Source organism: Streptomyces sp. NPDC107575, from assembly GCF_055657265.1.
The window spans coordinates 869,933-893,587 of the sequence record NZ_JBVKBG010000001.1 but is presented as its reverse complement, the minus strand read 5'-3'; the positions used below and the strand labels follow the sequence as shown (position 1 = coordinate 893,587).

Genomic DNA, 23,655 nt, shown 5'->3' with positions numbered 1-23,655 from the left:
GGCAGGCACCAGTGACGGCTCAGACGGGGGCGGAGCGCCTTGAGGCGGTGTCCGGCGCGGTGGCCCAGGTGGTGGAGGAGCTGCGGGCGATGCTGTTCGCGCGCGATCTGACGCCGGGCAGCCCGGTGCGGCAGGAGGCACTGGCCGCGCGCCTCGGCGTCAGCCGGGCGCCGGTCCGCGAGGCGCTGCGGGTGCTGGCCAGCGAGGGCGTCCTCGATCACGTCCGCAATGTCGGGTACCGGGTGAAGGTGCTGACCGCCGCCGAGTTCGAGCAGACCTATCTGATGCGGCGGGTCCTGGAGGCGGAGGTGCTGCGCAGGCTGCCGCCCTTCTCGGCCTCCGCCCTGGAGGGGCTGCGCACCGTGAACGATCGGATAGCGGAGGCCTCGGCGCGCGGCGACCTCACCGCCATGGCGCGCCTCAACTCCGACTTCCACTTCCGCATGTTCACCGCGTCGGGCCTGGATCTGGTCGTCGCCGAACTGCGCCGCGTCTGGCAGCTCAGCGACGGCTACCGGGCCTACCTCCTGCACGACCCGCTGTCGCAGAAGCGGATCGTCGACGAGCACGCCGAGATGGTCGAGGCGCTGCGCGTCCGGGACCACGAACGCCTCGTCTCGCTCATGGACCACCACCGGGACGGCACCCGTCCCCAGCTGGAGGCGGTCTTCACACCGCCCTCCGCGTAGCGGACACCCGGCGTGATAGTTTCGCCGAGCCAGTCGTACCTTTGTGTGTTTTTCTACGCACACGGGTCAGGGAATCCGGTGCGAACCCGGAACTGACGCGCAGCGGTGAGGGTGACGGGCGGAGCCACTGCCACTGGGCCGGCACATCGGTCCGGGAAGGCGCTTCGCGCGGACGACCCCGAGTCCGAAGACCTGCTGGCGGCCTCCAGTGCCGCGTGGCGTGGGGGCGGACCGTAGGCCGGCTCCGCGTATGAGCCCTGGACGCGAAGGATCTTCCGTGCTGTTCGCACGTCAACTCCGCCGATGCGCCCCGCTGTTGGCGCTGACCCTGCTGCTCACCGGGTGCGGCACGACCGCCGCCACCGAGGACGACGCCGCCGGTGGCGGCGGTGTCACGCTCGACAACTGCGGCAAGAAGGTGCGGGTCGAGCACACCCCGCGCCGCGCCGTCGCCCTCGACCAGGGCTCCGCCGAGATCATGCTGTCGCTCGGCCTGGAGGACCGGATGGTCGGCACCGGCACCTGGACCGACCCGGTGCTGAAGAACCTGGCGAAGGCCAACGCGAAGGTGCCGCGCCTGGCCGACCGCTACCCGTCGTTCGAGAAGGTCCTCGGCACCGAACCGGACTTCGCCGCGGCCTCGTTCACGTACACCCTCGGCAAGGGCGGCGTGGCGCCGCGCGCGGAGTTCGAGAAGCTCGGCGTGCCCACGTACCTCTCCCCCAGCGACTGCGCGGGCAAGGACAACGGCGGCGACGGGGACGGCGTGCGCACCAAGCCCCTGGGGCTCGACGTCGTGTACGGCGAGATCCGCGATCTGGCGCGCGTCTTCGACGTGGAGGAGCGCGGCGAGAAGCTGATCGACACGCTGAAGTCCCGTGTCCGCAACGCCACTTCGGGCGTCGACGCGCACGGCGTCGACGTCCTGTACTGGTTCGCCAACTCCGACTCGCCCTATATGGCCGGCTGTTGCGGTGCGCCCGGCGTCGTCACCAAGGAGCTCGGGGCGCGCAATGTCTTCGACGACACGCGTGCGGAGTGGCCGCAGGTCAACTGGGAGACGGTCGCGGACCGCGATCCGGACGTCCTGGTCATCGGCGATCTGACCCGCCGCTCGCAGTCGGCGGAGTCGGCCGCGCAGAAGATCAAGTTCCTGGAGTCCAACCCGGTCACCAAGCACATGACCGCCGTGAAGAAGAAGCGGTACGTGCGCCTGAGCGGGCAGGCCATGAACCCGACGATCCGGACCGTCGACGGCGTGGAGCGGGTGGCCGCGGGGCTGCGCGACTTCGGGCTCGCCCGGTGACGGCTCGCACGCTTGCCGCTCCCCCGGCGACGGCGGCGCCTCCGCACACCCCGCCCCGGATCACCCTGCGCGCCGCGCTCGCCTGGGCGGCCGCCGTCGCCGCGCTGTGCGCCTCGGTCGCCTTCGCGATCACGATCGGTCCCGCGCAGATCCGGGTCGGCGACGTGTGGGCGGCGGTCGGTGACCGGATCGGCCTGGCGACCTCGGACCTCTCGCCGATCCGGGACGGCATCGTATGGAACCTTCGGCTGCCGCGGACGCTGCTCGCGGCGGTGTGCGGGGCCGGCCTCGCGGTGTGCGGCACGGTGCTGCAGGCGCTGCTGCGCAATCCGCTGGCCGATCCGTTCGTGCTCGGTGTCTCGTCGGGCGCGTCGACCGGGGCCGTGCTCGTCGTCGTCCTCGGCCTCGGCGGGGGCGCCGTATCGGTGTCCGGCGGCGCGTTCGCCGGCGCCGTCTGTTCGTTCGCCCTGGTGCTGGTGCTCAGCCACACGCTGGGCGGCAGCACGGACCGGGTGGTGCTGTGCGGGGTCGCGGCGATGCAGCTGTTCTCGGCGCTGACCTCGTTCGTCGTGCTGACCTCCGCCGACGCGGAGACGACGCGCGGCGTGCTGTTCTGGCTGCTCGGCTCGCTCAGCGGCGTCGGCTGGACCGAGGTGTGGCTGTGCCTGGCCGTGCTCGCCGTGGCACTCGTGGTGTGTCTGGCGTACGGGCGCACGCTCGACGCGTTCGCCTTCGGGGCGGAGGCGGCGGCCACCCTCGGCGTCCGGGTGGGCCGCACCCGGATCGTGCTGCTGTGCGTGACGGCGCTGCTCACGGCGGCCCTGGTGAGTGCGGCGGGGGCGATCGGCTTCGTCGGCCTGGTCCTTCCGCACGCGGCGCGCGCCCTGGTGGGTCCCGGGCACACCCGGCTGCTGCCGGTGACGGCGCTCGCGGGAGCGGTGTTCCTGGTGTGGGTGGACACGGTGGCGCGGACGGTGCTCGAACCCCAGGAGGTTCCGGTGGGCGTGGTGACATCGCTGATCGGCGTGCCGGCGTTCGTGCTGGTGCTCTACCGGCAGCGAGGTGTGCGATGAGCCTTTCCCCGAAGGGGCTGCGCGCGGAGCGTGTGTCGTGGTCGCCGGGCGGGGCGCTGGTGCTCGACGGGGTGTCCGTGACGCCGGAGCCCGGCACCGTCACCGGTGTGCTGGGCCCCAACGGCTCGGGCAAGTCGACGCTGCTGCGCCTGCTCGCCGGGGTGCTGGCCCCGTCCGCGGGCCTCGTCACGCTCGACGGCGACCCGCTCGCCTCGGTGGGCCGCAGACAGGCCGCGCGGCGCATCGCCATGGTGCAGCAACAGGCCGACGCCCAGGTCGAGTTGACCGTCGCCGACGTCGTGCGCCTGGGCCGGGTTCCGCACCGCCGCGCCTGGCAGCCCGCGTCGGCGGCCGACGAGGCGGCCGTGCGCGAGGCCCTGGAGCGCAGCGGGCTGGCCGACCGGGCGCACCGGCTGTGGCACACCCTGTCCGGCGGCGAGCGCCAGCGCGTCCAGATCGCGCGGGCGCTGGCGCAGGAGCCGCGCGAGCTGCTGCTCGACGAGCCGACGAACCACCTCGACATCCAGCACCAGCTCGAACTCCTCGACCTGATCGGCACGCTGGGCATCACGTCCGTCGTCGCCCTGCACGACCTGAACCTCGCCGCCACGTACTGCGCGCGGGTCGTCGTGCTGCGCGAGGGCCGGGTGATGGCGGCCGGGGAGCCGGGCGAGGTCCTGACCGAGGAGCTGATCGCCGACGTGTACGGGGTGCGCGCCGAGGTCACCCGCCCCGGCGCCCGCCCGCACATCCGCTATCTGGGCACGACGACGACGCGCTGAGTCACTCGAAGCGCTCGGCGTCCCCGGCCCCGCGCCGGACGATCTCGGCCTCGCCGCCGGAGAAGTCGATGACCGTGGTGGGCACCGTGCCGCAGTCGCCGGAGTCCACCACGGCGTCCACCTGGTGGTCGAGCAGCTCCTTGATCTCCCAGCCCTGGGTGAGCGGCTCCTCCTCGCCGGGCAGCAGCAGCGTGCTGGACAGCAGCGGCTCGCCGAGCTCGGCGAGCAGGGCCTGCGTCACCACGTGGTCGGGGATGCGCACACCGACGGTCTTCTTCTTGGGGTGCTGGAGCTGGCGCGGCACCTCGCGGGTCGCGGGCAGGATGAAGGTGTAACTGCCGGGCGTGGCCGCCTTGATGGCGCGGAACACGTCGTTGTCGATCTGGACGAACTTGCCCAGCTGGGCGAAGTCCTGGCAGACCAGCGTGAAGTGGTGCCGGTCGTCGAGCTGCCGGATCGAGCGGATCCGGTCGACCCCCGCCCGGTTGCCGAGGCGGCAGCCGAGCGCGTAGCAGGAGTCCGTGGGGTAGGCGACGAGCGCGCTGTCGCGGATGCCGTCGGCGATCGCGGAGATCAGGCGCGCTTGCGGGTTTGCTGGGTGCACGTCGAAGTACCTGGCCATTCGGCGAGCGTACGGGATCGGACGCGCCACGCCGGGGTACACGGAGGGCGAATCGGGCACACACGCGCGACAATCCCGACACCGGCCCACCCTGCCCTGGCCACGGCGCGCCCTCGGACCCATACTGGTCGCGCCCCGATCACTCACAGAACGACTCCATGGCGAAGAAGAACTCAACCCCGACACCCGTCCCCGACACCGTGTGGCTCGGACGCGGACGCCACCTCGGGCCCGAGCCCGAGCGCGACGTCCGGCGCAACCTGATCGCCCTCAAGGCGGCGGGTGTGCTCGACGACTTCCTCGACCTCGATCCCGAGGACGCGGCGCGCTCCACGGTGCTGCATCCGCGCGAGCCGGAGGCCGGTCCAGGCCCCGGCGCCCGCCGGGTGTTCGAGGCGCGCTGGCGCGTCGCCGACAACGTCACCGTGCGCGGCCAGCTCACGACGTACGACCCGGACGCCCGCGCCAAGGGCTCCGAGGGCGTCGCCTGGATCCTCGCCGCGGAGGCGGAGCGGCCCTGGCAGCTGTCCTGGCCGTCGCCCGCGCCGATGTTCTGGCCGGACAGCGAGCGGGTGCCGTGGGACCACGACACGGTGGCGGGGCTGCGTCTGCGGGCGCCGAACCACCTCCCCAAGGACGACGACGCGCTGCGCCGCCTCCTCAAGGACTGTTCGCGCTCCAGCTGGTACGTGCATGTCGTCGTCCACGAGGCGATGACACCGGACGCCAAGGGGCAGCGCTCCCTCACGCGGTTCCTGCCGCCGAGCCTGCAGCACCGCGTCATCGAGCACCGGGCGACGCCCGAGCAGGCGCAGATCGTGGACTTCGGGCTGCGCAAGGACTTCAAGGCGGGGATGCCGCGCGGCGGCGCCGTCGTGCTGCCGACCACGCCGCCGCACCCGGACTATGTGGCGGACCGTTTCACCGTGCGCAGCGTCTTCCTCGACGGCAGCGAGCCGACGGAACTGCTCGACCGGATCCGGGAGTTCACCGCGTTCCCGCGCCCCCTGACGGACGAGGCCGAGGCGGCGATCACGCGCCTGCGCGACGGGTGGCATCTGCTCACGCCCGACGAGGAGCTGACGCACGCGCAGGACATGGTCACGAAGTACGCCGAGGCGCTCGAGGCGATGACCCGCTCCCGGGACAGCTACCGGGAGGCGGCCGAAGCGGCACGGGCCGCGCTCGCCGAGGCGCCGCGCGCGGAGAGCCCGTCGCACGCGCCGGCGGACCCGGACGGCAAGGACGCCTCACCGTTCGGGACGCTCGGCAAGGCGTTCGGACGGTTCCGGGGCCCGCACAAATAGGCGCCGGCCCCAATGGTCCAGGAACGGTCGGTCCGGGCGCCCGCGCGGCACGAGCGGGCGCCCGGACCCGTTCACTCCTCCTCCGCCTCCTGGGCACCCGGATCGGACATCCGCAGCGCGATCTCCTGCAGCAGCTCGCTGGAGTTGACGTCCATGCGGCCCTCGTCGTGGACCTTGGCGAGCTGCGTGAAGAGGAACGCGAACGCCTCCACGAGCGACACGCTCGCCGGCATCAGCGCGGCGATGGTCAGTTCGGCCGCCTCCTCCGCGCTCGCCCCCGACGGGATCTCGATGGTCGGGAACACCTCCGACACGAGCCGCCCCAGTTGCGTCAGGTCGGTGTCGAGTGCCTCGCCGTCGCTGAGCCTGCGCACCATTTCGTGCGTCTCGGTGAGCACGCCGATGGCCCGCAGAATGATCTCCCTCTGTTCCATGTGCGGAGCTTATGCCGGGGCCCGCGTCGCGCGTGCAACGTGGTCGCAACGTCCCGCCCCTTTGACTGTCCTGCATGGCCGACGTACCCCGCGTGGAGCTGACGGACGCGGCCGCCGAGCTGGTGCGGCGGCTGCGCGAGGCCCACGGTCCGCTGATGTTCCACCAGTCCGGCGGCTGCTGCGACGGCAGTGCGCCGATGTGCTACCTGGCGGGCGAGTTCCGCACGGGCGCCTCCGACGTGCTGCTCGCCGATCTCGCGGTGGAGGGGGTGGCGGAGCCGGTGTCGTTCTGGATGTCCAAGAGCCAGTACGAGGTGTGGAGCCACACCCGCCTCATCGTCGACGTCGTGGAGGGCCGCGGCAGCGGCTTCTCGCTGGAAGCGCCCGAAGGCGTACGTTTCCTCATCCGTTCCCGACTTGTCGGCACGTAGCCATCGACGCGCGACCCCACGTCTGCTGAACTCCCCGCATGCAGACGAGAGTTGGCAAGAGAGGCAGAAGAGTCCTTGCGGCCCTCGGGGTCGCGTCGATGCTGGCCGGTGCCGCACTGTCGGGTGCGGCGCCGGCCGGCGCCACTTCGGGCGAGCGGGTCGCCCCCGGCGTCACGTACAGGGAGTTCGACGTCCCCGCCGCCAAGGGCATCGCGCACGCCCATGTCCTCACCGTCGATCTGACCGACCCGCGCGTACGGGTCGACCTCCTGCACCCCGGCGCGGTCGCGGCCCGCGCCACCGTCTCCTCGATGTCCGACGCGGCCGGCGCCGTCGGCGGGGTCAACGGGGACTTCTTCAACATCACGGAGAGCCAGCACCCGGGCGTCGAGGTCACCGGCGCCTCCGTGGGCCCGGCCATCGCGCGCGGGCACACCCTCAAGGCGGCCGTGCCGAACGGGCAGCGCTTCGGCCCCGCCCTGCCGCCGGGCACCTCCACCCGGGACGTCCTCGGCGTCGGGGTCGACCGGCGGGCCCGCCTCGACACCCTGGACCTCGACGGCTCGATCCGCACCCCGGACGAGCGGCTGCCGCTGGGCGGGCTCAACCAGTACGCCCTGCCGGTCGGCTCGGTGGGCGCGTTCACGTCCGACTGGGGCAGCGTGTCGCGGGTGCGGGCAACCTGCGGCACCGACACCCAGCGGGCGGCTCCGTGCAGCACGGACACGTACGAGGTGACCGTGCGGCGCGGGCGTGTCGTGTCCGCGGCCGACACACCCGGCAGCGGCTCCATCGCGGCCGGCTCCACAGTCCTGGTCGGCAGGGAGGCCGGGGCGCAGTGGCTGCGCAAGCTGTCGCCGGGCGACCCGGTCTCGGTCCACCACCGGCTCGTCGCCGCGCGCTCCCACATCCCGTACCGCTTCGCGGTGGGCGGCTATCCGGTGCTGCGCGACGGCGCGCCGCTGCCGGGCCTGGACGCGACGACGTCGGCGGTGCGCACGGCGGCGGGCATCGGGGACGGTGGCCGCAAGCTGATCCTGATGGCGCTGGACGGCGCCCCGGCCTACCGGACCGGCATGTCGATGGCCGAAGTGGCCGCCACGATGCGGTCGTTGGGCTCGGCCGACGCGTTCAGCCTGGACGGCGGCGGCTCGTCGACCCTCGTGGCACGCGCACCCGGCGCGCCGTCGGTGTCGGTCCGCAACCACCCCAGCGACCCGCCGGAGCGGGCGGTCGCGAACGGGATCGGGGTGTTCTCGGCCGCGAAGTAGCGCTGCTGGAACGCCGGTCGCCCGGACGAACCGCTCAGGCTCGTCCGGGCGACCGCTGACTCACGACACCACGGTGTCCGGTCAGTCGTAATAGTGGACGCGCAGCATCTCGGAGTCGTTGTCCGAGGCGATGTAGAACTCGGCCCGGTCGTTGCCCCCGTCGACGTAGTCGTCGAGGTTGCTGAACGTCCAGCAGCCCGCACCGGTCACCGACTTGACCAGCTTCGGGTCGTAGACCTGCGCGTCCTCCTCGTAGAGGTAGTAGGTCTCCTTGTGACTGTTGGAGGTGGTGATGCACGCCTTGAAGGAACCACCGCCGGAGTTCACCGTCTTGGTGCGGTAGTGGCTCTGGTAGTAGACGCCCTTGGTCCCGAGGTCGGACCACCCCGAGGCCGCCGGCGCCGCGCTGACGGTCTGCGCGAGGCACATGGAGAGCGCGGCGGTCAGTACCGCGACTCCGGTGGCCCTGCGCGGATCGAGCTTGAACATACTTCTCCCCGTGATACGAACACATTTACGTGCCGGATCACCGTCTCAAAGCGGTTCGCTCGCTGTCCAGGGTCGTCAATTCCGCGGCGTGCTGAGCGGGTTGCCTCAGGGGCTGAGGCTGCTGACCAGCCCCGCCGTGGACGTGATGCCGTCGTGGATGGTCGGGGCCGCGTCGGTGCCCGCGAGCAGGAAGCCCAGCAGAACGCACACCAGCGCGTGCGAGAACTTCATGGCGCCGTTGCGCAGGAAGATCACCGCGACGATGAGCAGCAACAGCACGACGGAAATGGACAGAGACATCGCCGAACCTCCTCCGCCACGTCAACACCGTGGCTATCGGCCGCAAGTGTGACGCAGCGGAGGGCGCCGACCGGGGCATGACCTGTCCCCCGAACGGGTGTTAACCCGGGGTCACCGGCCGGAACTCCTGTCGTGGGCCTCCAGGAAGGCGCGGAGGCCCGCGAGGTCGTCGGTGTTGAGGTGGTCGACGTCGGCGGCGATCAATTCGGCCCAGACGGCGTCCCGTTCGGGCCCGGCGACGTCGGGGGTCGCCCAGAAGCGGACGCGCTGGCCGCGCTGGTGCGCGGCGCCGACGATCCCGCGCAGCTTGTCGCGCTCGGCGGCGGGCATGGGGCCGCTGCCCAGCCACGTGAAGTTGTTGGCCCAGTTGTCGCTGATGAGCGGGACGAACGAGGCGGGCGCCGCGGTGCCGAGGTCGGTGAGCCGGCCGTCGTAGAAGGCGCTGCGCCTGGTCTGCGCCTCCATCGGCGGGCGCGCGGCCCGGTCCCCGGAGACGACGACGGTGACGGCCCCGGTGTGCACGCGCCCTCGGTCGTACGTGGTGAAGAGGCGGCCGTAGCGGCGCAATTGGCGGTCGAGTTCCTGGTACGTCGCCGCGCCGTCGGTCTTGATGTCGACGAGGAGCTGCAGCGGGGTGCGCCAACCTCGGTACACGGATCCGTGGTTGGCCTTCACGCGGGCCGCGAGCGGGTCGAGGTAGAGGGAGGACAGGGTGCGGGTGGGGTCGAGGTCGACGGGGTCGTGGGCCACGAGAAGGTCGCCGTTCACGAGGTAGATGTCGGCCTCGACGCTGTTGAACCGCTGGCCGAGCGCGTCGAACAGGGGCCTCGGGTGCTCGTAGTCGTTGTGGGCGTGCGCGCGCCGCAGGGGCGCGGGGCCGCGCTTGGGCCCGGCGGCCTGGGCCAGTCCGGGTGTGGTGACACCGACGGCCAGTGCGGCGGCGAGGGTGCCGAGGGCTCTGCGGCGGGTGGTCGGGGCCATGCGTGCCTCCCGTTGGTGGGCCGGTGGGACACGGCGAGTATGCGGGGCGCGGGTCGGCAACCGGCAGAGGTGGGACGGGAGTTGGCGTGACTGGCACTCCTGGTTCACCGCGAGGCCATAACAACCCACTGGTCACGGGCGTGCATGATGACGGGGACGGGCTGAGGATCGACGGAAAGCGAAGGGAGTCGGCCGTGCGCCAGGTGGAGGGCGTGGTGGAGGCGCTGCGCGAGGTACTCGGTCCCGACCTGGTGGCCGCGTATCTGTACGGCTCAGCCGTCTCCGGTGGCCTGCGCCCGCACAGCGACGTGGACGTGTTCGCCGTGACCGGCGCCGCCACGACACACGCTCAGCGCACACGCCTCGTAGGCGGGCTGCTGGACCTGTCGGGGGCGGGCGCGGCGCACGGCCAGGAGCGCCCGGTGGAGCTGACGCTCGTACGGCTCGCGGAGGTGCGGCCCTGGCGGTTCCCGCCGGTGCGGGAGTTCCAGTACGGCGAGTGGCTGCGGGACGCGTACGAGCGCGGGCAGACGCCTCAGCCGGAGGTGGACGAGGACCTGGCGCTGCTGGTCACGATGGTGCGGCAGCGCGGCGTCGCCCTGCTCGGACCACCCGCCGCCGAGTTGCTCGAACCGGTACCGGCGGCCGATGTGCGGCGCGCGACGGTGGCCGGGATCCCGGCGCTGCTCGACGAGTTGGAGACGGACACCCGCAATGTCGTCCTGACCCTGGCCCGCGTCTGGGCCACCCTCGCGACGGGCGACATCCTGTCGAAGGACGCGGCGGCGGACTGGGCGCTCGCCCGTCTCCCGGAGCGGGACCGCGCGGTCCTCGCGCATGCCCGCGCCGTGTATCTGGGCGAGACGGAGGAGTCGTGGGAGCGGCTGCGCTCCCGGCTGCGGCGCGAGGCGGAGGCACTGGAGACGGAGATCGAACGGGTCGCGTGAGCGTCAGCCCCTTCAGGCGACGGCGTAGTCGCCGAGCGCAGGCTCAAGCAGACCAAAGGCGACCTCCGCCTCCTCGGTGATGATCCGGGCGATCTCGGTCTGGGACCGTCCGGCCAGCGTGAGGTCCTGGATGCGCTGAAACAGCAGCCGGTGGACCGTGCCGAGCAAACCGGCGGCGGTCTGGACGGTGATGTCGTCCGGCGCGGCGCCGACGGCTTCCGCGAGCGCCTCGGCAAGGGCGCGCTCGCGCTGGTCGTGCAGTCCGCGCAGGCAGATCACGAGGGCCGGGCTGTCGGCGACCATGCGGGCGAAGTCGGGTCCCGAGAACCCGGAGACCGGATCGGCGGCCTCGACGGCTTCGGTGAAGGCCCGGCGCAGCGCCGCGAGCGCGGACTCGCCGGCCTGCCGGGCGGCCACCGTGCGCGCCAGGGACCCGACGAACGCGTCCTGGTGGTCCAGGGCCAGATCTTCTTTGCGCGGGAAGTAGTTGGTCACCGTCTTCTTGGCGACACGCGCGGCGACGGCGATCTCGGCGATGGTCGTCCGCTCGAACCCCTGGGCCAGGAAGAGCCGGGTGGCGTGGTCGGAGATGAGCTGCCGGGTCTCCTGCTTCTTGGTCTCCCGCAGTCCGGCGTGGTGCGCGGGCGCGGTGCTGTCGATAGCCATGAAGAGAAACTTACCACCGTGGCATTTTTATATTGACACCCCCGACGACCCCCGGATAACTTTACGTCCGTCGTAAGTTTTCCCCGAGACCCCACAAAGGAGCCCCCTCTTGCAGATCACCGCGTCCACCGTCTCGCTCACCGTCGCCGACGTCACCGCGTCCCAGCACTTCTTCACCAGCCACCTCGGCTACGCCGTGCAGGCCGCGGCCGACGGCTTCGCCTCCCTGGCACGCGAGGACGCGGCCCTGGACATCGTGCTGCTGGCACGCGGCACCGAGGTGCTCCCCGCCGACCAGCGCGACCAGCACGCCTCGGGCCTGATCGTCGCGTTCACCGGCACCGGCATCGAGAAGGAGGAGCAGCGGCTGCGCGCCGAGGGCGTCGAGATCACGATGCCGCTGCGCGAAGAGCCCTGGGGCGAGCGGCTGTTCCAGGTCACGGACCCGAACGGAGTGGTCGTGCAGTTCGTGGAGTGGGCCACCCCTGCGGAAGGAGCGGACGTGGTGGCCTGACCCCGGCCGCTACGCCCCCGCCAGCTCCGCCCACTCCACGGTCCGCCCGCACCACCGCTCCAGCAGCACCCGGTCGTGCCCCACGGCAAGGAGGCCCGCCCCGGTCTCCCGCCGGTAGTCCTCGACCACGCCCACCAGCGCGGCCGTGGTCGACGCGTCGAGCATCGCGGTCATCTCGTCGCAGATCAGCCAGCGGGGGCGCAGGGTGAGGGCGCGGGCGAGGCAGGCGCGCTGGAGCTGCCCGTCGCTGACCTCGTGGGGGCGGCGGGTCAGGAGGTCGGCGGACAGGCCCACCGTGGACGCCAACTCCCGTACGCGGTCCGTGTGGTCGGTGCCGTTCGCGCGCAGGGGTTCCGCGATCAGGTCCGCGAGGCGCAGGCGTGGGTCGGCGGACAGGCGGGGCTGCTGGAAGACGACGCCGAACGCGGTGCGCTGGGCGCGCGGGGCGCGGTGCCGCCAGCCGCGGGCCGCCTCGCCGTCGATGACCACGCGGCCCGCGTCCGGCGCGTGCAGCAGCGCCGCGACGCGGGCAAGCGTCGACTTGCCGCAGCCGCTGGGGCCGAGAAGGCCGACGCTCTCGCCGGGGCGGACGGTCAGCGTCACGTCCCGGACGACCGGTGCGCGCCGGTCGTAGCCCGCCGTGATGGAGTGCAGTTCAAGCACAGGTGGCCTCCTGGTGGGCCGGTACGGGGTGGTGGCAGGCCACACCGTCCGTGAGCGCAGGCAGCGCCGCGCACCGGTCGTCGGCGCCCGGGCAGCGGGGCGCGAACGCGCAGCCCTCCCCCAGTGCGCTCAGTTCCGGGGGCATCCCGGGGATCGGGGTGAACTCGCGGTCGGGCAGAGCGTTCAGGAGGCCGCGGGCGTACGGGTGGCGGGGGCCCGGCGCCCCGAAGAAGGCCTTCGCGTCGGCCAGTTCGACGATGCGGCTCGCGTACATGACCGCCACCCGGTCCGCGATCCGTTCCGCCGCCGCGAGGTCGTGCGTGATCAGCAGCAGCGCCCGGTCGCCGCCGATGTGGCGGCGCAGTTCGTCCACCGTGCGCTCGACGAGGTCGCGGTCGAGGCCGGTGGTCGGCTCGTCCGCCAGCAGCAGCGGCGCGTCCCCGACGAGGGCGAGCGCGGTCGCGGCGCGCTGCGCGAGCCCGCCGGAGAGTTCGTGGGGGTGGCGGTCGAGGTGGTCGAGCGGGAAGGCGGCCCGCTCGGCCGCCGCCACGACGGCTTCGTCCAGGCGCGGCCCCCTGCGCGGCGCCCCCGTCAACTGCCGCAGCGTCTCGGCCAGTTGGGAGCGCACCGTGCGGACCAGCGTGAGGTGCGCGGCCGGGCTCTGCGGCACGAGGCCGATCCTGCGGCCGCGGACCGTGCGGGCGAGGGTCGTCTCGTCGGCCGCCATCAGTTCCAGGCCCCCGAGGCGCGCAGAACCGGCCGTCTCCGCGTTCTGCGGCAGCAGGCCGAGGAGCGCCGAGGCCAGCACCGACTTGCCGCAGCCGCTCTCGCCGACGAGGGCCAGGCACTCCCCCGCCGCGAGGTCGAAGGTGGCGTCGCTGACGGCCCGTACGTACGCGCCGTCCCGCATCCGGAACCGTACGGACAGGCCGTCCACCGATAGCACCGTGGTCACAGGGTCAGCTCCGATCGGCGGCGGGGGTTGAGGCGTTCGCGCCAGGCGCCCGCGAGCCCGGCGATGGCCAGGGTCGGCACGATGATGAACAGGCCGGGGAAGAGGGTCGGCCACCAGTCGCCCGCCAGGAGCGAGCCGCGGGCCGTCTGGACGAGCGTGCCGAGGCTGGCCTGGTGGGTGGGCAGGCCCAGGCCCAGGAAGGACAGGGCGGATTCGTGCCAGATGGCGTGCGGGACCATGAGGACCGCGGCGAGCGCGGCCTGCGGCAGGACGCCGGGCAGGAGGTGCCTGGCCGTCACCCGCCACCGCGAGGATCCGCCGGAGATGGCCGCGTCCACGTAGGGGCGCGAGCGCAGCGACAGGACCTCGGCGCGCACGATGCGGGCGGTCGAGAGCCAGTGCGTCAGTCCCACCGAGATCACGACCGGCCACACGCCCGGCCGGAACATCGCCACGATGAAGATGCCGAGCAGCAGGTGCGGCACGGACGAGAAGGTGTCCACCACGCGCATCACGCCCCGGTCCACCCAGCCGCCGAGCGCGCCCGCGAGCGCCCCGACGGCGGTGCCGATGACGGTCGCGACGACGGCCGCCACGACGCCGACGAGCAGCGAGACCCGCAGCCCGTACACGCAGCGCAGCAGCAGATCGCGGCCGACGTCGTCGGTGCCGAACGGGTGCGCCCAGGACGGCGGTTGGAGCTTCGCGGCGAGGTCGACGGCCTGCTGGTCGAGGTGGGTGAGCGGCGGCACGAGCAGCACGGCGAGCACCACCACGCCCACGATCACGGCGGAGGAACGCACCCGCCACGCGCGCGTGGAGCGGCGCCGCACCCCGTGGGTGCGCCAGGGAAGGGTCAGGTCAGCCATCGAAGCCCACCCTCGGATCGGCGATGCCGTACAGGAGGTCGGCGGCCCAGTTCCCGGCGAGCACGGCGAGTGTCGCGAGGACCGTGACGGCCGCGAGCAGCGGGAAGTCGACGGACGTGGCCGCCTGCACGGTCGCGGCGGCGATCCCGGGCCAGCTGAACACGGTCTCCACGAGCAGCGCCCCGGTGATGAGTTCGGGTACGCGGGATCCGATGAGCGTGAGCACGGGCAGGGTGCCGGAACGCAGCGCGTGCCCGAACAGGACGGTGCGCGGCGCGATGCCGCGGGCCCTGGCCCCGCGCACGGGGTCCTCGTCGAGCGCGTCGCCGACGCCCTGACGCACGTACAGGACGAACCACGGCAGTTGCGAGACCGCCAGCACGCCCGCCGGGAGTGCGAGATGGGACAGCACCTGTCCGGCGGTGACGGCCGACGAGCCGGTGTCGGTGAGTCCTCCGGCCGGCAGCACGCCGAGCTTGAGCGCGAACAGCCACACGGCGAGCAGGCCGAGCCAGAACGGGGGCGCGGCCTCCAGCGTGTACGCGAGCGAGGTGATCGCCCGGTCGAGCCAGCCGCCCTGGCGGCGCGCGGCCAGCACACCCAGGAGGGTGCCGAGGACGACCGCGACGAGGAACGCGGTGGCGGCGAGGAGCACGGACCAGCCGAGCCGTTCGCCGATGACCTGCGCGACCGGCTGGCGCATGACGGCCGAGTCGCCGAGGTCGCCGGTGAGCGCGGACGTGAGCCAGTCCCACCAGCGGGTGAACAGGGGCCGGTCGACGCCGAGGTTGACCCGCAGCTGGTCGAGGTTCTCCTGTGACGCGGTGAGCCCGGCCGTGCCCGCGTAGGCCTTGACCGGGTCGAAGGGGGACGCCGCGGCGATCGCGAAGACGCCGAGGGTGACGGCGGCCAGGACGGGCACGGCGAACACGATCCGCCGGCCCGTCAGGCGCGCCATCGGCCCCCAGGGGAGCCGCCTGCTCATGCCTTCCAGTCCTCCACGTTCCACCACGGCCCGGAGGCGAGCCCGTGGTCGTGGGGTTCGACCTGCGTGGTCAGGTCGCCGAACTTCTTGTCGACGACGTACAGGTGGTCGATGTGGGTGAGGAAGGTGTAGCCCGGGTCCTTCACGAGTTCGCGCTGGACCGTGTCGTAGGCGGCCTGCCGCTTCGCCTTGTCGTCGGTGCGGCGGGCGTCCTCCAGGGCGGCGTCGACCTTCTTGTTGTCGTAGTGCCCCATGTTGTTGAAGCCGTCGCCCGCGAGGGAGGACTTGAGCATCGTGTACTGGTCGAAGTCGGGGTCGGCGGGTGCGCCGCCGCCCGCGAGGACCGCGTCCTTGGGCATGCGGGGCATGATGACCTCCCAGGTGCCGCTCTCGACCTTCACGTCGATGCCGAGCTTCTTGGCGTCGGAGGCGTACGCGAGGGCGTGGTCCTGGCGGAGCTTGTCGCCGGTGAGGTACCAGAGCGGGAAGGCGGCGCGGACGCCGTCCTTCTCGCGGATGCCGTCCTTGCCCGCCTTCCAGCCGGCCTTGTCGAGGAGCTTCTTGGCCCCTGCGAGGTCGTGCGCGCGCTCGGTGCCCTTGGTGAACCAGGGGCTGTCGGTGGGCACGGGCCCGTAGGCCTCCTTGCCGGCGCCCTCCAGGATCTGGTCGACCATGGCCTTGCGGTCCACGCCGATGTCGAGGGCGCGGCGGATGTCGGTGTCGCCGGCCACCTTGTTGCCGGTGGGCAGGGTGACGACGCGGTAGTCGAAGGAGTTCGCCGCGTACGTCTTCTTGGCCGTGTCGGACGTGAAGGTCTTGGCGAGGTTGGGCGGCAGGATGGCGCCGTCGAGGTCGCCGGAGCGCAGCCGGGTGGCGCGCACGTCGTCGTCCTTGATGATCGCCATGGTGAAGTTCTTGACCTTCGGCGCGCCGCCCCAGTAGTCGGGGTTGGCCTTGAAGACGAGCTTCTCGCCCTTGGACCACTTCACCAGCTCGTACGGTCCCGTGCCGATGGGCTTGGTGGTGAACCGGCCGTTGTTCACGTCCTGCGCGCCCGCGACGTGCTCGGGCGCGATGGGCAGGACGGTGCGCTCGGCGAACGGCGCGTAGGGGTACTTGAGGTGGAAGACGACGGTGTCGTCGCCCTTCGCCTCGACGTCCTCGACGGCGTCGAGTTCGGTCTTGGACGCGTTGTTGGTCTTCTTGTCGAGGATGGTCTCGTACGTGAAGACGACGTCCTTCGAGGTGAACGGCTTGCCGTCGCTGAACTTCACGCCGTCGCGCAGCTCGTACGTGTAGGTGCGGCCGTCGTCGGTGACCTGCGGCAGCTTCGCCGCGAGGGCGGGCTTGAGCTTCATGTCGGCGTCGTGCGTGAGCAGCCCGTCGAAGATCTTCGAGTTGCCGTCCTTGCCGTAGCCGAGGAGCGGGCTGAGGCTGTCCGGTTCGTAGGCGATGCCGACGACGGCGCTGTCACCGCCGCCGCCCTTGGCGTCGTCGTTCGGCGCCGCGCAGGCGGCGGTCAGTGTCAGTGCGCCGACCGCCGCCCCCGCTATGACGCTCCTTGCCGGACGTGCCACGCCACCCACCCCTATTCAAGATCAACGGTTATTGCGAACGAGTCGCAATAATGTCATCTCGTCAAGGAGAGGTAAAACCCGGCTGTGCAGTTGTTGTGGATGACCAGGCCCGGTCAGGGCGCGCGCAGGTCGACCAGTTCGGCCAGCTCCTCCCGGTGCCGCCCCGCCGTGCCGAGCGCGATCGAGTCGGCCTTGGCGCGCTTGAGGTACAGGTGGATCGGGTGCTCCCACGTCATGCCGATGCCGCCGTGCAACTGGAGCGCCTCCTCGGCGGCGTGCACCGCGACGGGCGCCGCGTACGCCTGGGCCACGGCGACCGCGATGTCCGCATCCTCACTGCAGGTGGCCAGCGCGTCGGCCGCATTGCGGGCGGCGGCGCGGGTGTTGACCGTCTCCAGCCACAGCTGGGCGAGGCGGTGCTTGAGCGACTGGAAGGAGCCGACGGGCCGGTTGAACTGGTTGCGCTCCTTCGTGTAGCGCACGGTCTCCGTCAACAGCCAGTCGGCGAGCCCGAGTTGCTCGGACACCAGCAGCCCGGCCCCGGCCCGCAGCGCACGCCGCACGGCGGTCGCCGCACTGTCGGTCAGCTTGCGCCCGGCGGCGCCCGCGAAGGACACGACCGCCAACGGGCGCGTACGGTCCAGCGAGACCTGCGGCTCGATGGTGACACCCTCGGCGCCCGCGTCGACCGCGAACAGGCCGCTCGCGGTGGGCACCAGGAACACATCGGCGGCGACCGCGTCCGCGACGCCGGTGACGCGCCCGGTCAGGGCCCCGCCCTCGTCCCGTACGTCCCTGAAGTCCTGCCCGGCCGTGGCCGACAGCGACACGGTGAGCGCGCCGATGGAACGGCCGGAGGCGAGCGCGGTGAGCACGGAGGCCGCCTCGTCGCCCTCGCACGCGAGCAGCGCCTCCGTGGCGATGACGGCGCTGGTCAGGTACGGGACCGGGGCGACGGCGCGCCCCAACTCCTCCAGGACGACGGCCGCTTCGCGGTGCGAGGCACCCTGGCCGCCCTTGTCCTCCGGGACGAGGAGACCGGCCAGGCCCATCGTCTCGGCGAGGTTCTTCCACAGCTCGCGGTCGTGCGGCGTGTCCGTGTCGACGCGGGCGAGGACCTCGGTGGCGTCGCAGTGGTCGGTCAGCAGGTCGCGGACGGCGGAGCGGAGGGCTTCCTCCTCCTCGGAGTAGAGGAGGTCGGGCTCGGTGTTCACGGTGGCGCTCATCGGGCGAGGTCCTTCCAGGCGACGTCCTTGTCGGTGCGCGGCTCGGACGGCAGGCCCAGGACGCGCTCGGCGACGATGTTCAGCAGGATCTCGCTCGTCCCGCCCTCGATGCTGTTGCCCTTGGCGCGCAGATACCGGTAGCCGGCCTCGCGGCCCGCGAAGTCCACGATCTCGGGCCTGCGCAGGGTCCAGTCGTCGTACAACAGGCCCTCCTCACCCAGGAGTTCGACCTCCAGGCCGCTGATCTCCTGGTTGAGGCGGGCGAAGCCGAGCTTCATGCCGGCACCCTCGGGGCCGGGATGTCCGGCGACGAGCTGCTGACGCAGGCGCTCGGACGTGAGCCGGGCGACCTCGGACTCGACCCACAGCTTGACGAGCCGCTGGTGCAGGTCGTGGGTGCGCAGTTCGGGGCGCTCGCGCCAGGCCTTGGCGACGATGCCCACAAGGCCGCCCTCGCGCGGCACGCGCATACCGCCGATGGAGACGCGCTCATTGTTGAGGGTGGTCTGGGCGACCCGCCAGCCGTCGCCGACCTCGCCGAGCCGGTGGGCGTCGGGGATGCGGACGTCGGAGAGGAACACCTCGTTGAACTCGGCCTCGCCGGTGATCTGGCGCAGCGGCCTGACCTCGATGCCGGGGTCGGTCATGTCGCACACGAAGTACGTCATGCCCTTGTGCTTGGGCACGTCCGGGTCGGTGCGGGTGACGAGGATCGCGAAGCGGGCGTTGTGCGCGTTGGACGTCCACACCTTCTGGCCGTTGACGACCCAGGTGTCCCCGTCGCGGACGGCACGGGTGCCGAGCGCGGCGAGGTCGGATCCTGCGCCGGGCTCACTGAAGAGCTGGCACCAGATCTCCTCGCCGACCCACAGCGGCTTGAGGAAGCGCTGCTTCTGCTCCTCGGTGCCGTAGCGCAGGATCGTCGGGGCGGCCATGCCGAGCCCGATGCCGTTGCGCCGCGGGTTGTTGTCGGGCGCGCCCGCGGCCGTCAGTTCGGCCTCGACGACGGCCTGCAGGGCGCGCGGCGCGTCGAGCCCGCCGAGACCTTCGGGGTAGTGAACCCAGGCGAGCCCGGCGTCGAAGCGGGCGCTGAGGAAGTCCTCGCGGGACGTGCTGGCGACCGGGTGCGCGGCGAGGAACTCCTGGGTCTTTTCGCGCAGTTGGGCGGCGTCGACGCTCATGCCGCGGCTCCTTCCGTCGTACGGGAGTTCAGGCCCGGCACCACCACGACGCGGCCCGTCGTGACGCCGTCGGCGACGCGCTGCACGGCGGACGCGGCGTCACTCAGGTCGACGCGCTCGCTGACCAGCGGCTTGATGGCGCCGCTCGCTGCGAGCTCGGTGAGCTTCTGGTGGCAGTGCGGGATGAGCTTCGGGTTCTTGGTGGCGTACAGGCCCCAGTGCAGTCCGACGATCGAGTAGTTCTTCACCAGCGCGTGGTTGAGCGCGGCGGTCGGGATGACGCCGGAGGCGAAGCCGATGACGAGGATGCGGCCCTCGAAGGCGACGACCTTCGTGGACTGCTTGTACGCGTCGCCGCCGACCGGGTCGTAGATGACGTCGGCGCCGCGGCCGCCGGTGGCCTCCTTCACGGCGGCGATGACGTCCTCGGTGCGCCGGTCGATGACGACGTCGCAGCCGAGTTCGGCGGCGACCTTCGCCTTCTCGGGGCCGCCGACGACGCCGATGACGCGGGCGCCCGCGGCCTTGCCGAGCTGCACGGCGGCGCTGCCGACGCCGCCCGCGGCGGCGTGCACGAGCAGCGTCTCGCCCGCCTGGAGGTGGGCGCGCTGGTGCAGGCCGAACCAGCCCGTCTGGTAGCCGATGTGCAGGGCGGCGACCTCGGCGTCGTCGAGGGACTCCGGAGCCGGCAGCAGGGAGCGCTCGTCGGCGACCGTGTACTCGGCGAGTCCGCCGCGCGGCAGCACGGGGTTGGCGATGACGCGGCGGCCGTCCTCGGTCTCGCCGCAGATCTCCACGCCCGGCGTGAACGGGAGCGGCGGCGTGACCTGGTACTGCCCCTTGCAGAGCAGCGCGTCCGGGAAGTTGATGTTGGCGGCGCGCACCTTGAGCAGAACCTGCCCCTCGCCGGGCACGGGACGCGCCACCTCTTCGAGGCGCATCACCTCGCTCGGCTCGCCGTTCTCGTGCACTTGCCATGCCTGCATGCGGAGCCTCCACGGGACTGCTTCGTCAAACCGGGTTCGGCCGCATACTAAGCGGTCGCTTGCCGATCTGTGAATGCCCTGGAGGGGTACGGATGCCGGTCGGGCGGCGCGACGCTCAGTCGGACTTCTTGCGCGCGGGCCGCGCCCGTACGTGCATCCGCTCGCCCTGCGGCCCGAACAGCACCAGGAACTCGGCGGGGCCCTCGCCCGTGGACCCGAACCAGTGCGGCACGCGCGTGTCGAACTCGACGGCCTCCCCCGGCTCGAGCACCACATCGTGCTCACCGAGCAGGAGCCTCAGCTTTCCCGAGAGCATGTACAGCCACTCGTACCCCTCGTGCGTCTTCTGCTCGGGTTCGAGGCGGCGCTTCGGCTCGATCACCTTGTACGCCTGGAGCCCGCCGGTCTTCCGGGTCAGCGGGATCATGGTCCGGCCGCCCCGCATGATCGGCTTCGCCTGCACCCGCGGGTCCTCCACCGGCGGGGCGCCGACCAGCTCGTCCAGCGGCACCTTGTGCGCGCGGGCGATGGGCAGCAGCAGTTCCAGGCTCGGCTTGCGCAGGCCCGATTCGAGGCGGGAGAGCGTGCTCACGGAGATGCCGGTGGTCTCGGAGAGTCCGGACAGCGTGGCGCCGCGGTCCTTGCGCAGCGCGCGCAGCCGGGGTCCGACGCCGGTCAGGACGGCGTCCACGCTCGCGTCGGACTGCTCGTCCTCGTGGTGCTTGTGGTCTTGCCGATTCATGCGTCCATTGCAGTTTCGGCAAGCTTGTTTGTCAATATGGCGAGCCCGGGTGCACCTTCGGGAGCAAGGCAGCTTTCGAGTGCGAGGTGGTCACCATGCAGACTCCGGTGCAGGCCAATCCGGTCCAGGTCAAGAAGAACGCGTACGACGTCGTGGTCGTCGGCGGCGGGACGGCGGGCCTGTCGGCCGCGCTGATCCTGGGCCGCTCGCTCCGCTCGGTCCTGGTGGTCGACGCGGGCGAGCCCCGCAACGCGCCGGCCGCACACATGCACGGCTTCCCTTCGCGGGACGGCATGCCGCCGGCCGAGTTCCTGGCGGAGGTACGGCGCGAGGTCACCGCGTACGGCGTCGAGGTGGTGCGGGACCGGGTGACGGCGGCGGAGCCGGACGGCGAGGGCGAGTTCGAGGTGACCCTGGCGGACGGCGGCCGGGTGCACGCCCGCCGCCTGATCATCGCCACCGGCCTGGTGGACGAACTCCCTGACATCCCCGGCCTCGCCGAACGCTGGGGCAACGACGTGATCCACTGCCCCTTCTGCCACGGCTACGAGGTCCGCGACGAGCCCATCGCCGTCCTGTACCGCAAGGCAGGGGGCATCCACCAGGCGGTCCTCTTCAGCGGCCTGTCCTCCGACGTGACGCTGTTCCTGAACGGCGCGGACGAGGACGACCTCCCGGACGAGCACTGGCAGACCCTCGCGGCGGCCGGGGTGAGTGTTGTGAGCGGCAAGGTCGACGGCATCGAGGTCATGGACGACCGGCTGAGCGGGGTGCGCCTCGAAGGCGGCCGGGTGTTCCCGCGCTCGGTGGTGGTCGTCCCGACGGTGATGGTGCCGCGCGACTCCCTGCTGAGCGCCCTCGGGGCTCGGACGAAGGAGACCCCGATGGGTCCGTTCGTCGAGGTGGACCCGACCGGCCTGACGAGCGTCCCTGGCGTCTGGGCAGTGGGCAACGCGACCGGCCCCGCGGAACAGGTCGTCAACGCGGCGAGCGCGGGCTACCGGGCGGGCGTCACCCTCCACGCCCAGCTGCTCAGCGCGGACCTGGAGCGGGAGGTCGCGCGGCGCCGCTCCGGCGTGTTCTCCCCCGAGGGCGAGCGGGCGGTGGCTCGGGCGCGGCGGGAGGCCGTGGGCGCGTGAACCGCAGCGAGAGCCACACGCCGACGAGGAGGCTCGCGGCGCAGAGCCCGAGTGCGACGTGGTAACCCGCCTCGAACGCGCTCCGGGCCGTGGCCCGCAGGCCCGGGGGCACGGCGTGGAGGTCTCCCGTGGCGACGGAGGGGGGCGCGGAGTGCGGGTGCCCGGCGCGTGAGGCGACCCAGGCGTGGTGAGTCACCGCCGCGCCCGTGGCGCCGACGAGCGCGAGGCCGACGGCGGTGCCGAGCTGGCGGGAGGAGTTCAGCACCGCCGAGGCGACGCCCGCGACGGCCACGGGCACGTCACGCATCGCCACGTGAGTGACCCCGGGGACCAGCAGCCCGAATCCGACCCCGGCGGCCAGATATCCGACACCCGCCACGGCGAAGGAGGTGGTCGGCGTCAGGGTGCTCAGTACCGCCACACCGAGCGCCCCCGCCGCGCAGCCCGTGGTGACGACGGCCCGTGGGGTGAAGCGTCGGGCGAGCCTCCCGGCCACCTGCGCGGCGACCAGGAACGGGACGTTCATGAGCAGCCACGACAAGCCGGTGTGCAGCGGCGACCAGCCGCGCAGGTTCTGGAACAGCAAGGTGACGTAGTAGAGCGTGCCACTGAAGGCCACATAGCCGGTGAAGTAGACGGCGCAGGCGCCGAGGAAGGTGGTGCTCCCGCGCACGGCGCGCGGCACCAGCGGATCCTCGGCCCGGCGCTGCCACCGAACGAACGCCACGAGCACGAGCCCGCCGACGACGAGCGGCACCAGGGTGCGCACCGGCCTCCAGGGCACATCGGCCGCGGTGATCAACCCGAAGGCCACGGCCGCGAGTCCCCCGCACGCGAGCACGACACCCGGCACGTCGAGCGGCCTCGGCTCGGGCCGCACGGCAGCTCGCGGGACCGACAGCACCATCAGCACGACCGTGCCGACGACGATCGGGAGGTTGACCCAGAAGATCGTCGCCCAGCCCAGGACCGACAGCAGCAGCCCTCCGACGATCGGGCCCGCACCGAAGCCGATGCCGCCGATCGCCGCCCACCAGCCGATCGCGTGCCCGCGCCGTTCCGGCGGGTAGAGGTCGGTGAGCACGGCGAGGGTGAGCGCCAGGATCGCCGCTCCGGCGACCCCCTGACCGACCCGTGCCACCACGAGCGCCGCGGGGCCGGGCGCCAGCGCCGCTCCCGTCGAACAGAGGCCGAAGACGACGAGTCCGGCCACCAGGACGGGCCGGTGGCCGAGCCGGTCGCCGAGCGCACCCATCAAGGGGATCAGCGCCGCGAGGCCAAGGGCGTAACCGCTGATGATCCACTCCAGCGCCTCGGGTCCTGCCCCGAGCTCACGCTGAATGGTCGGGAGGGCGACATTGACGATGGTGACATCGAGCTGGATCACGAATCCGGCCAGGCACAGGGCCGCAAGGGCCGTCCGGCGTCGTGGTCGCTCGCGCTGTCGTGGTCGTCGTCCGCCCTCTAGGGTTGATGCCGATTGGTTCGGGGCCATCACTGCGTGCTCCTGTCACGTTCTC

The 23,655-nt window shown here is 72.2% G+C and carries 26 protein-coding genes and 1 riboswitch; of the genes, 10 read left to right on the top strand and 16 right to left on the bottom strand.

What is annotated here, in order from left to right:
• The first annotated feature begins 11 nt into the window (after positions 1 to 11).
• The 4 genes from ACZ7L4_RS04190 to ACZ7L4_RS04175 all read left to right on the top strand — a co-directional run bounded on the left by ACZ7L4_RS04190 (position 12) and on the right by ACZ7L4_RS04175 (position 3,850).
• Positions 12 to 689: a GntR family transcriptional regulator gene (locus ACZ7L4_RS04190; protein WP_472099514.1), complete on the top strand. Its 678-nt coding sequence runs from the start codon at positions 12 to 14 to the stop codon at positions 687 to 689.
• Positions 690 to 713: 24 nt separating this feature from the next.
• Positions 714 to 903, top strand: a riboswitch (cobalamin riboswitch).
• A gap of 36 nt (positions 904 to 939) precedes the next feature.
• Positions 940 to 1,995: an ABC transporter substrate-binding protein gene (locus ACZ7L4_RS04185; RefSeq protein WP_472099512.1), complete on the top strand. Its 1,056-nt coding sequence runs from the start codon at positions 940 to 942 to the stop codon at positions 1,993 to 1,995.
• Between the two features lie 59 nt (positions 1,996 to 2,054).
• The gene (locus ACZ7L4_RS04180) at positions 2,055 to 3,068 is read left to right on the top strand and encodes a FecCD family ABC transporter permease (RefSeq protein WP_472100389.1); all 1,014 of its coding nucleotides are present in this window, start codon (positions 2,055 to 2,057) and stop codon (positions 3,066 to 3,068) included.
• On the top strand, positions 3,065 to 3,850 hold the full coding sequence (locus ACZ7L4_RS04175; RefSeq protein ID WP_472099510.1) for an ABC transporter ATP-binding protein: 786 nt from the start codon (positions 3,065 to 3,067) through the stop codon (positions 3,848 to 3,850). The genes ACZ7L4_RS04180 and ACZ7L4_RS04175 overlap by 4 nt, the downstream gene beginning before the upstream one ends.
• A 1-nt stretch (position 3,851) precedes the next feature.
• Here the strand turns inward: ACZ7L4_RS04175 and ACZ7L4_RS04170 are convergent, their stop codons facing one another.
• Positions 3,852 to 4,472: an L-threonylcarbamoyladenylate synthase gene (locus ACZ7L4_RS04170; protein WP_472099508.1), complete on the bottom strand. Its 621-nt coding sequence runs from the start codon at positions 4,470 to 4,472 to the stop codon at positions 3,852 to 3,854.
• A 158-nt stretch (positions 4,473 to 4,630) separates the two neighbouring features.
• Here ACZ7L4_RS04170 and ACZ7L4_RS04165 point away from each other — a divergent pair, with 158 nt between their 5' ends.
• Positions 4,631 to 5,779 carry a hypothetical protein gene (locus ACZ7L4_RS04165; RefSeq protein WP_472099506.1) on the top strand — a complete coding sequence of 383 codons (1,149 nt, stop codon included), beginning with the start codon at positions 4,631 to 4,633 and terminating at the stop codon, positions 5,777 to 5,779.
• 71 nt (positions 5,780 to 5,850) lie between these two features.
• Here ACZ7L4_RS04165 and ACZ7L4_RS04160 read toward each other — a convergent pair whose 3' ends face one another.
• Positions 5,851 to 6,213 carry a hypothetical protein gene (locus tag ACZ7L4_RS04160; protein WP_399237669.1) on the bottom strand — a complete coding sequence of 121 codons (363 nt, stop codon included), beginning with the start codon at positions 6,211 to 6,213 and terminating at the stop codon, positions 5,851 to 5,853.
• Positions 6,214 to 6,287: 74 nt separating this feature from the next.
• On the opposite strand from ACZ7L4_RS04160, the gene ACZ7L4_RS04155 reads away from it, so the two are divergent.
• Complete coding sequence (locus ACZ7L4_RS04155; protein WP_472099504.1) at positions 6,288 to 6,644, top strand: DUF779 domain-containing protein; 357 nt, start codon at positions 6,288 to 6,290, stop codon at positions 6,642 to 6,644.
• 38 nt (positions 6,645 to 6,682) lie between these two features.
• A complete protein-coding gene (locus ACZ7L4_RS04150) occupies positions 6,683 to 7,915 on the top strand; it encodes a phosphodiester glycosidase family protein (protein ID WP_472099502.1) in 1,233 nt (410 codons plus the stop codon).
• 81 nt (positions 7,916 to 7,996) lie between these two features.
• Here the strand turns inward: ACZ7L4_RS04150 and ACZ7L4_RS04145 are convergent, their stop codons facing one another.
• The 3 genes from ACZ7L4_RS04145 to ACZ7L4_RS04135 all read right to left on the bottom strand — a co-directional run bounded on the left by ACZ7L4_RS04145 (position 7,997) and on the right by ACZ7L4_RS04135 (position 9,685).
• Positions 7,997 to 8,404 carry a hypothetical protein gene (locus tag ACZ7L4_RS04145; protein WP_472099500.1) on the bottom strand — a complete coding sequence of 136 codons (408 nt, stop codon included), beginning with the start codon at positions 8,402 to 8,404 and terminating at the stop codon, positions 7,997 to 7,999.
• 105 nt (positions 8,405 to 8,509) lie between these two features.
• Entirely contained in the window at positions 8,510 to 8,704 is a 195-nt protein-coding gene (locus ACZ7L4_RS04140; RefSeq protein WP_425840184.1) for a hypothetical protein, read from the bottom strand.
• A 111-nt stretch (positions 8,705 to 8,815) separates the two neighbouring features.
• Positions 8,816 to 9,685, bottom strand: coding sequence for a phosphatidylinositol-specific phospholipase C/glycerophosphodiester phosphodiesterase family protein (locus ACZ7L4_RS04135; protein ID WP_472099498.1), 870 nt, complete (start codon positions 9,683 to 9,685; stop codon positions 8,816 to 8,818).
• A 194-nt stretch (positions 9,686 to 9,879) separates the two neighbouring features.
• On the opposite strand from ACZ7L4_RS04135, the gene ACZ7L4_RS04130 reads away from it, so the two are divergent.
• Positions 9,880 to 10,632: an aminoglycoside adenylyltransferase family protein gene (locus ACZ7L4_RS04130; RefSeq protein WP_472099496.1), complete on the top strand. Its 753-nt coding sequence runs from the start codon at positions 9,880 to 9,882 to the stop codon at positions 10,630 to 10,632.
• A gap of 12 nt (positions 10,633 to 10,644) precedes the next feature.
• Here ACZ7L4_RS04130 and ACZ7L4_RS04125 read toward each other — a convergent pair whose 3' ends face one another.
• Positions 10,645 to 11,298 carry a TetR/AcrR family transcriptional regulator gene (locus ACZ7L4_RS04125; RefSeq protein ID WP_472099494.1) on the bottom strand — a complete coding sequence of 218 codons (654 nt, stop codon included), beginning with the start codon at positions 11,296 to 11,298 and terminating at the stop codon, positions 10,645 to 10,647.
• 109 nt (positions 11,299 to 11,407) lie between these two features.
• Here ACZ7L4_RS04125 and ACZ7L4_RS04120 point away from each other — a divergent pair, with 109 nt between their 5' ends.
• Entirely contained in the window at positions 11,408 to 11,812 is a 405-nt protein-coding gene (locus ACZ7L4_RS04120; RefSeq protein ID WP_472099492.1) for a VOC family protein, read from the top strand.
• 9 nt (positions 11,813 to 11,821) lie between these two features.
• Here ACZ7L4_RS04120 and ACZ7L4_RS04115 read toward each other — a convergent pair whose 3' ends face one another.
• The 9 genes from ACZ7L4_RS04115 to ACZ7L4_RS04075 all read right to left on the bottom strand — a co-directional run bounded on the left by ACZ7L4_RS04115 (position 11,822) and on the right by ACZ7L4_RS04075 (position 20,996).
• Positions 11,822 to 12,475 carry an ABC transporter ATP-binding protein gene (locus tag ACZ7L4_RS04115; protein WP_472099490.1) on the bottom strand — a complete coding sequence of 218 codons (654 nt, stop codon included), beginning with the start codon at positions 12,473 to 12,475 and terminating at the stop codon, positions 11,822 to 11,824.
• Positions 12,468 to 13,385: an ABC transporter ATP-binding protein gene (locus tag ACZ7L4_RS04110; protein WP_472100387.1), complete on the bottom strand. Its 918-nt coding sequence runs from the start codon at positions 13,383 to 13,385 to the stop codon at positions 12,468 to 12,470. Before ACZ7L4_RS04110 ends, ACZ7L4_RS04115 begins: the two co-directional genes overlap by 8 nt.
• Positions 13,386 to 13,426: 41 nt before the next feature.
• Positions 13,427 to 14,299: an ABC transporter permease gene (locus tag ACZ7L4_RS04105; RefSeq protein ID WP_472099488.1), complete on the bottom strand. Its 873-nt coding sequence runs from the start codon at positions 14,297 to 14,299 to the stop codon at positions 13,427 to 13,429.
• A complete protein-coding gene (locus ACZ7L4_RS04100) occupies positions 14,292 to 15,284 on the bottom strand; it encodes an ABC transporter permease (RefSeq protein ID WP_472099487.1) in 993 nt (330 codons plus the stop codon). Before ACZ7L4_RS04100 ends, ACZ7L4_RS04105 begins: the two co-directional genes overlap by 8 nt.
• The gene (locus ACZ7L4_RS04095) at positions 15,281 to 16,861 is read right to left on the bottom strand and encodes an ABC transporter substrate-binding protein (RefSeq protein WP_472099485.1); all 1,581 of its coding nucleotides are present in this window, start codon (positions 16,859 to 16,861) and stop codon (positions 15,281 to 15,283) included. The genes ACZ7L4_RS04100 and ACZ7L4_RS04095 overlap by 4 nt, the downstream gene beginning before the upstream one ends.
• Before the next feature lie 113 nt (positions 16,862 to 16,974).
• Positions 16,975 to 18,087 carry an acyl-CoA dehydrogenase family protein gene (locus tag ACZ7L4_RS04090; protein WP_472099483.1) on the bottom strand — a complete coding sequence of 371 codons (1,113 nt, stop codon included), beginning with the start codon at positions 18,085 to 18,087 and terminating at the stop codon, positions 16,975 to 16,977.
• On the bottom strand, positions 18,084 to 19,268 hold the full coding sequence (locus ACZ7L4_RS04085) for an acyl-CoA dehydrogenase family protein (protein WP_472099482.1): 1,185 nt from the start codon (positions 19,266 to 19,268) through the stop codon (positions 18,084 to 18,086). Before ACZ7L4_RS04085 ends, ACZ7L4_RS04090 begins: the two co-directional genes overlap by 4 nt.
• Positions 19,265 to 20,254 carry an NADPH:quinone oxidoreductase family protein gene (locus ACZ7L4_RS04080; protein ID WP_472099480.1) on the bottom strand — a complete coding sequence of 330 codons (990 nt, stop codon included), beginning with the start codon at positions 20,252 to 20,254 and terminating at the stop codon, positions 19,265 to 19,267. Before ACZ7L4_RS04080 ends, ACZ7L4_RS04085 begins: the two co-directional genes overlap by 4 nt.
• Positions 20,255 to 20,369: 115 nt before the next feature.
• Complete coding sequence (locus tag ACZ7L4_RS04075) at positions 20,370 to 20,996, bottom strand: helix-turn-helix domain-containing protein (protein WP_472099478.1); 627 nt, start codon at positions 20,994 to 20,996, stop codon at positions 20,370 to 20,372.
• A gap of 95 nt (positions 20,997 to 21,091) precedes the next feature.
• On the opposite strand from ACZ7L4_RS04075, the gene ACZ7L4_RS04070 reads away from it, so the two are divergent.
• On the top strand, positions 21,092 to 22,135 hold the full coding sequence (locus ACZ7L4_RS04070; protein WP_472099476.1) for an NAD(P)/FAD-dependent oxidoreductase: 1,044 nt from the start codon (positions 21,092 to 21,094) through the stop codon (positions 22,133 to 22,135).
• On the opposite strand, the gene ACZ7L4_RS04065 is transcribed toward ACZ7L4_RS04070, so the two are convergent.
• Complete coding sequence (locus ACZ7L4_RS04065; RefSeq protein WP_472099474.1) at positions 22,029 to 23,630, bottom strand: MFS transporter; 1,602 nt, start codon at positions 23,628 to 23,630, stop codon at positions 22,029 to 22,031. The genes ACZ7L4_RS04070 and ACZ7L4_RS04065 overlap by 107 nt on opposite strands.
• Positions 23,631 to 23,655 lie beyond the last annotated feature (25 nt).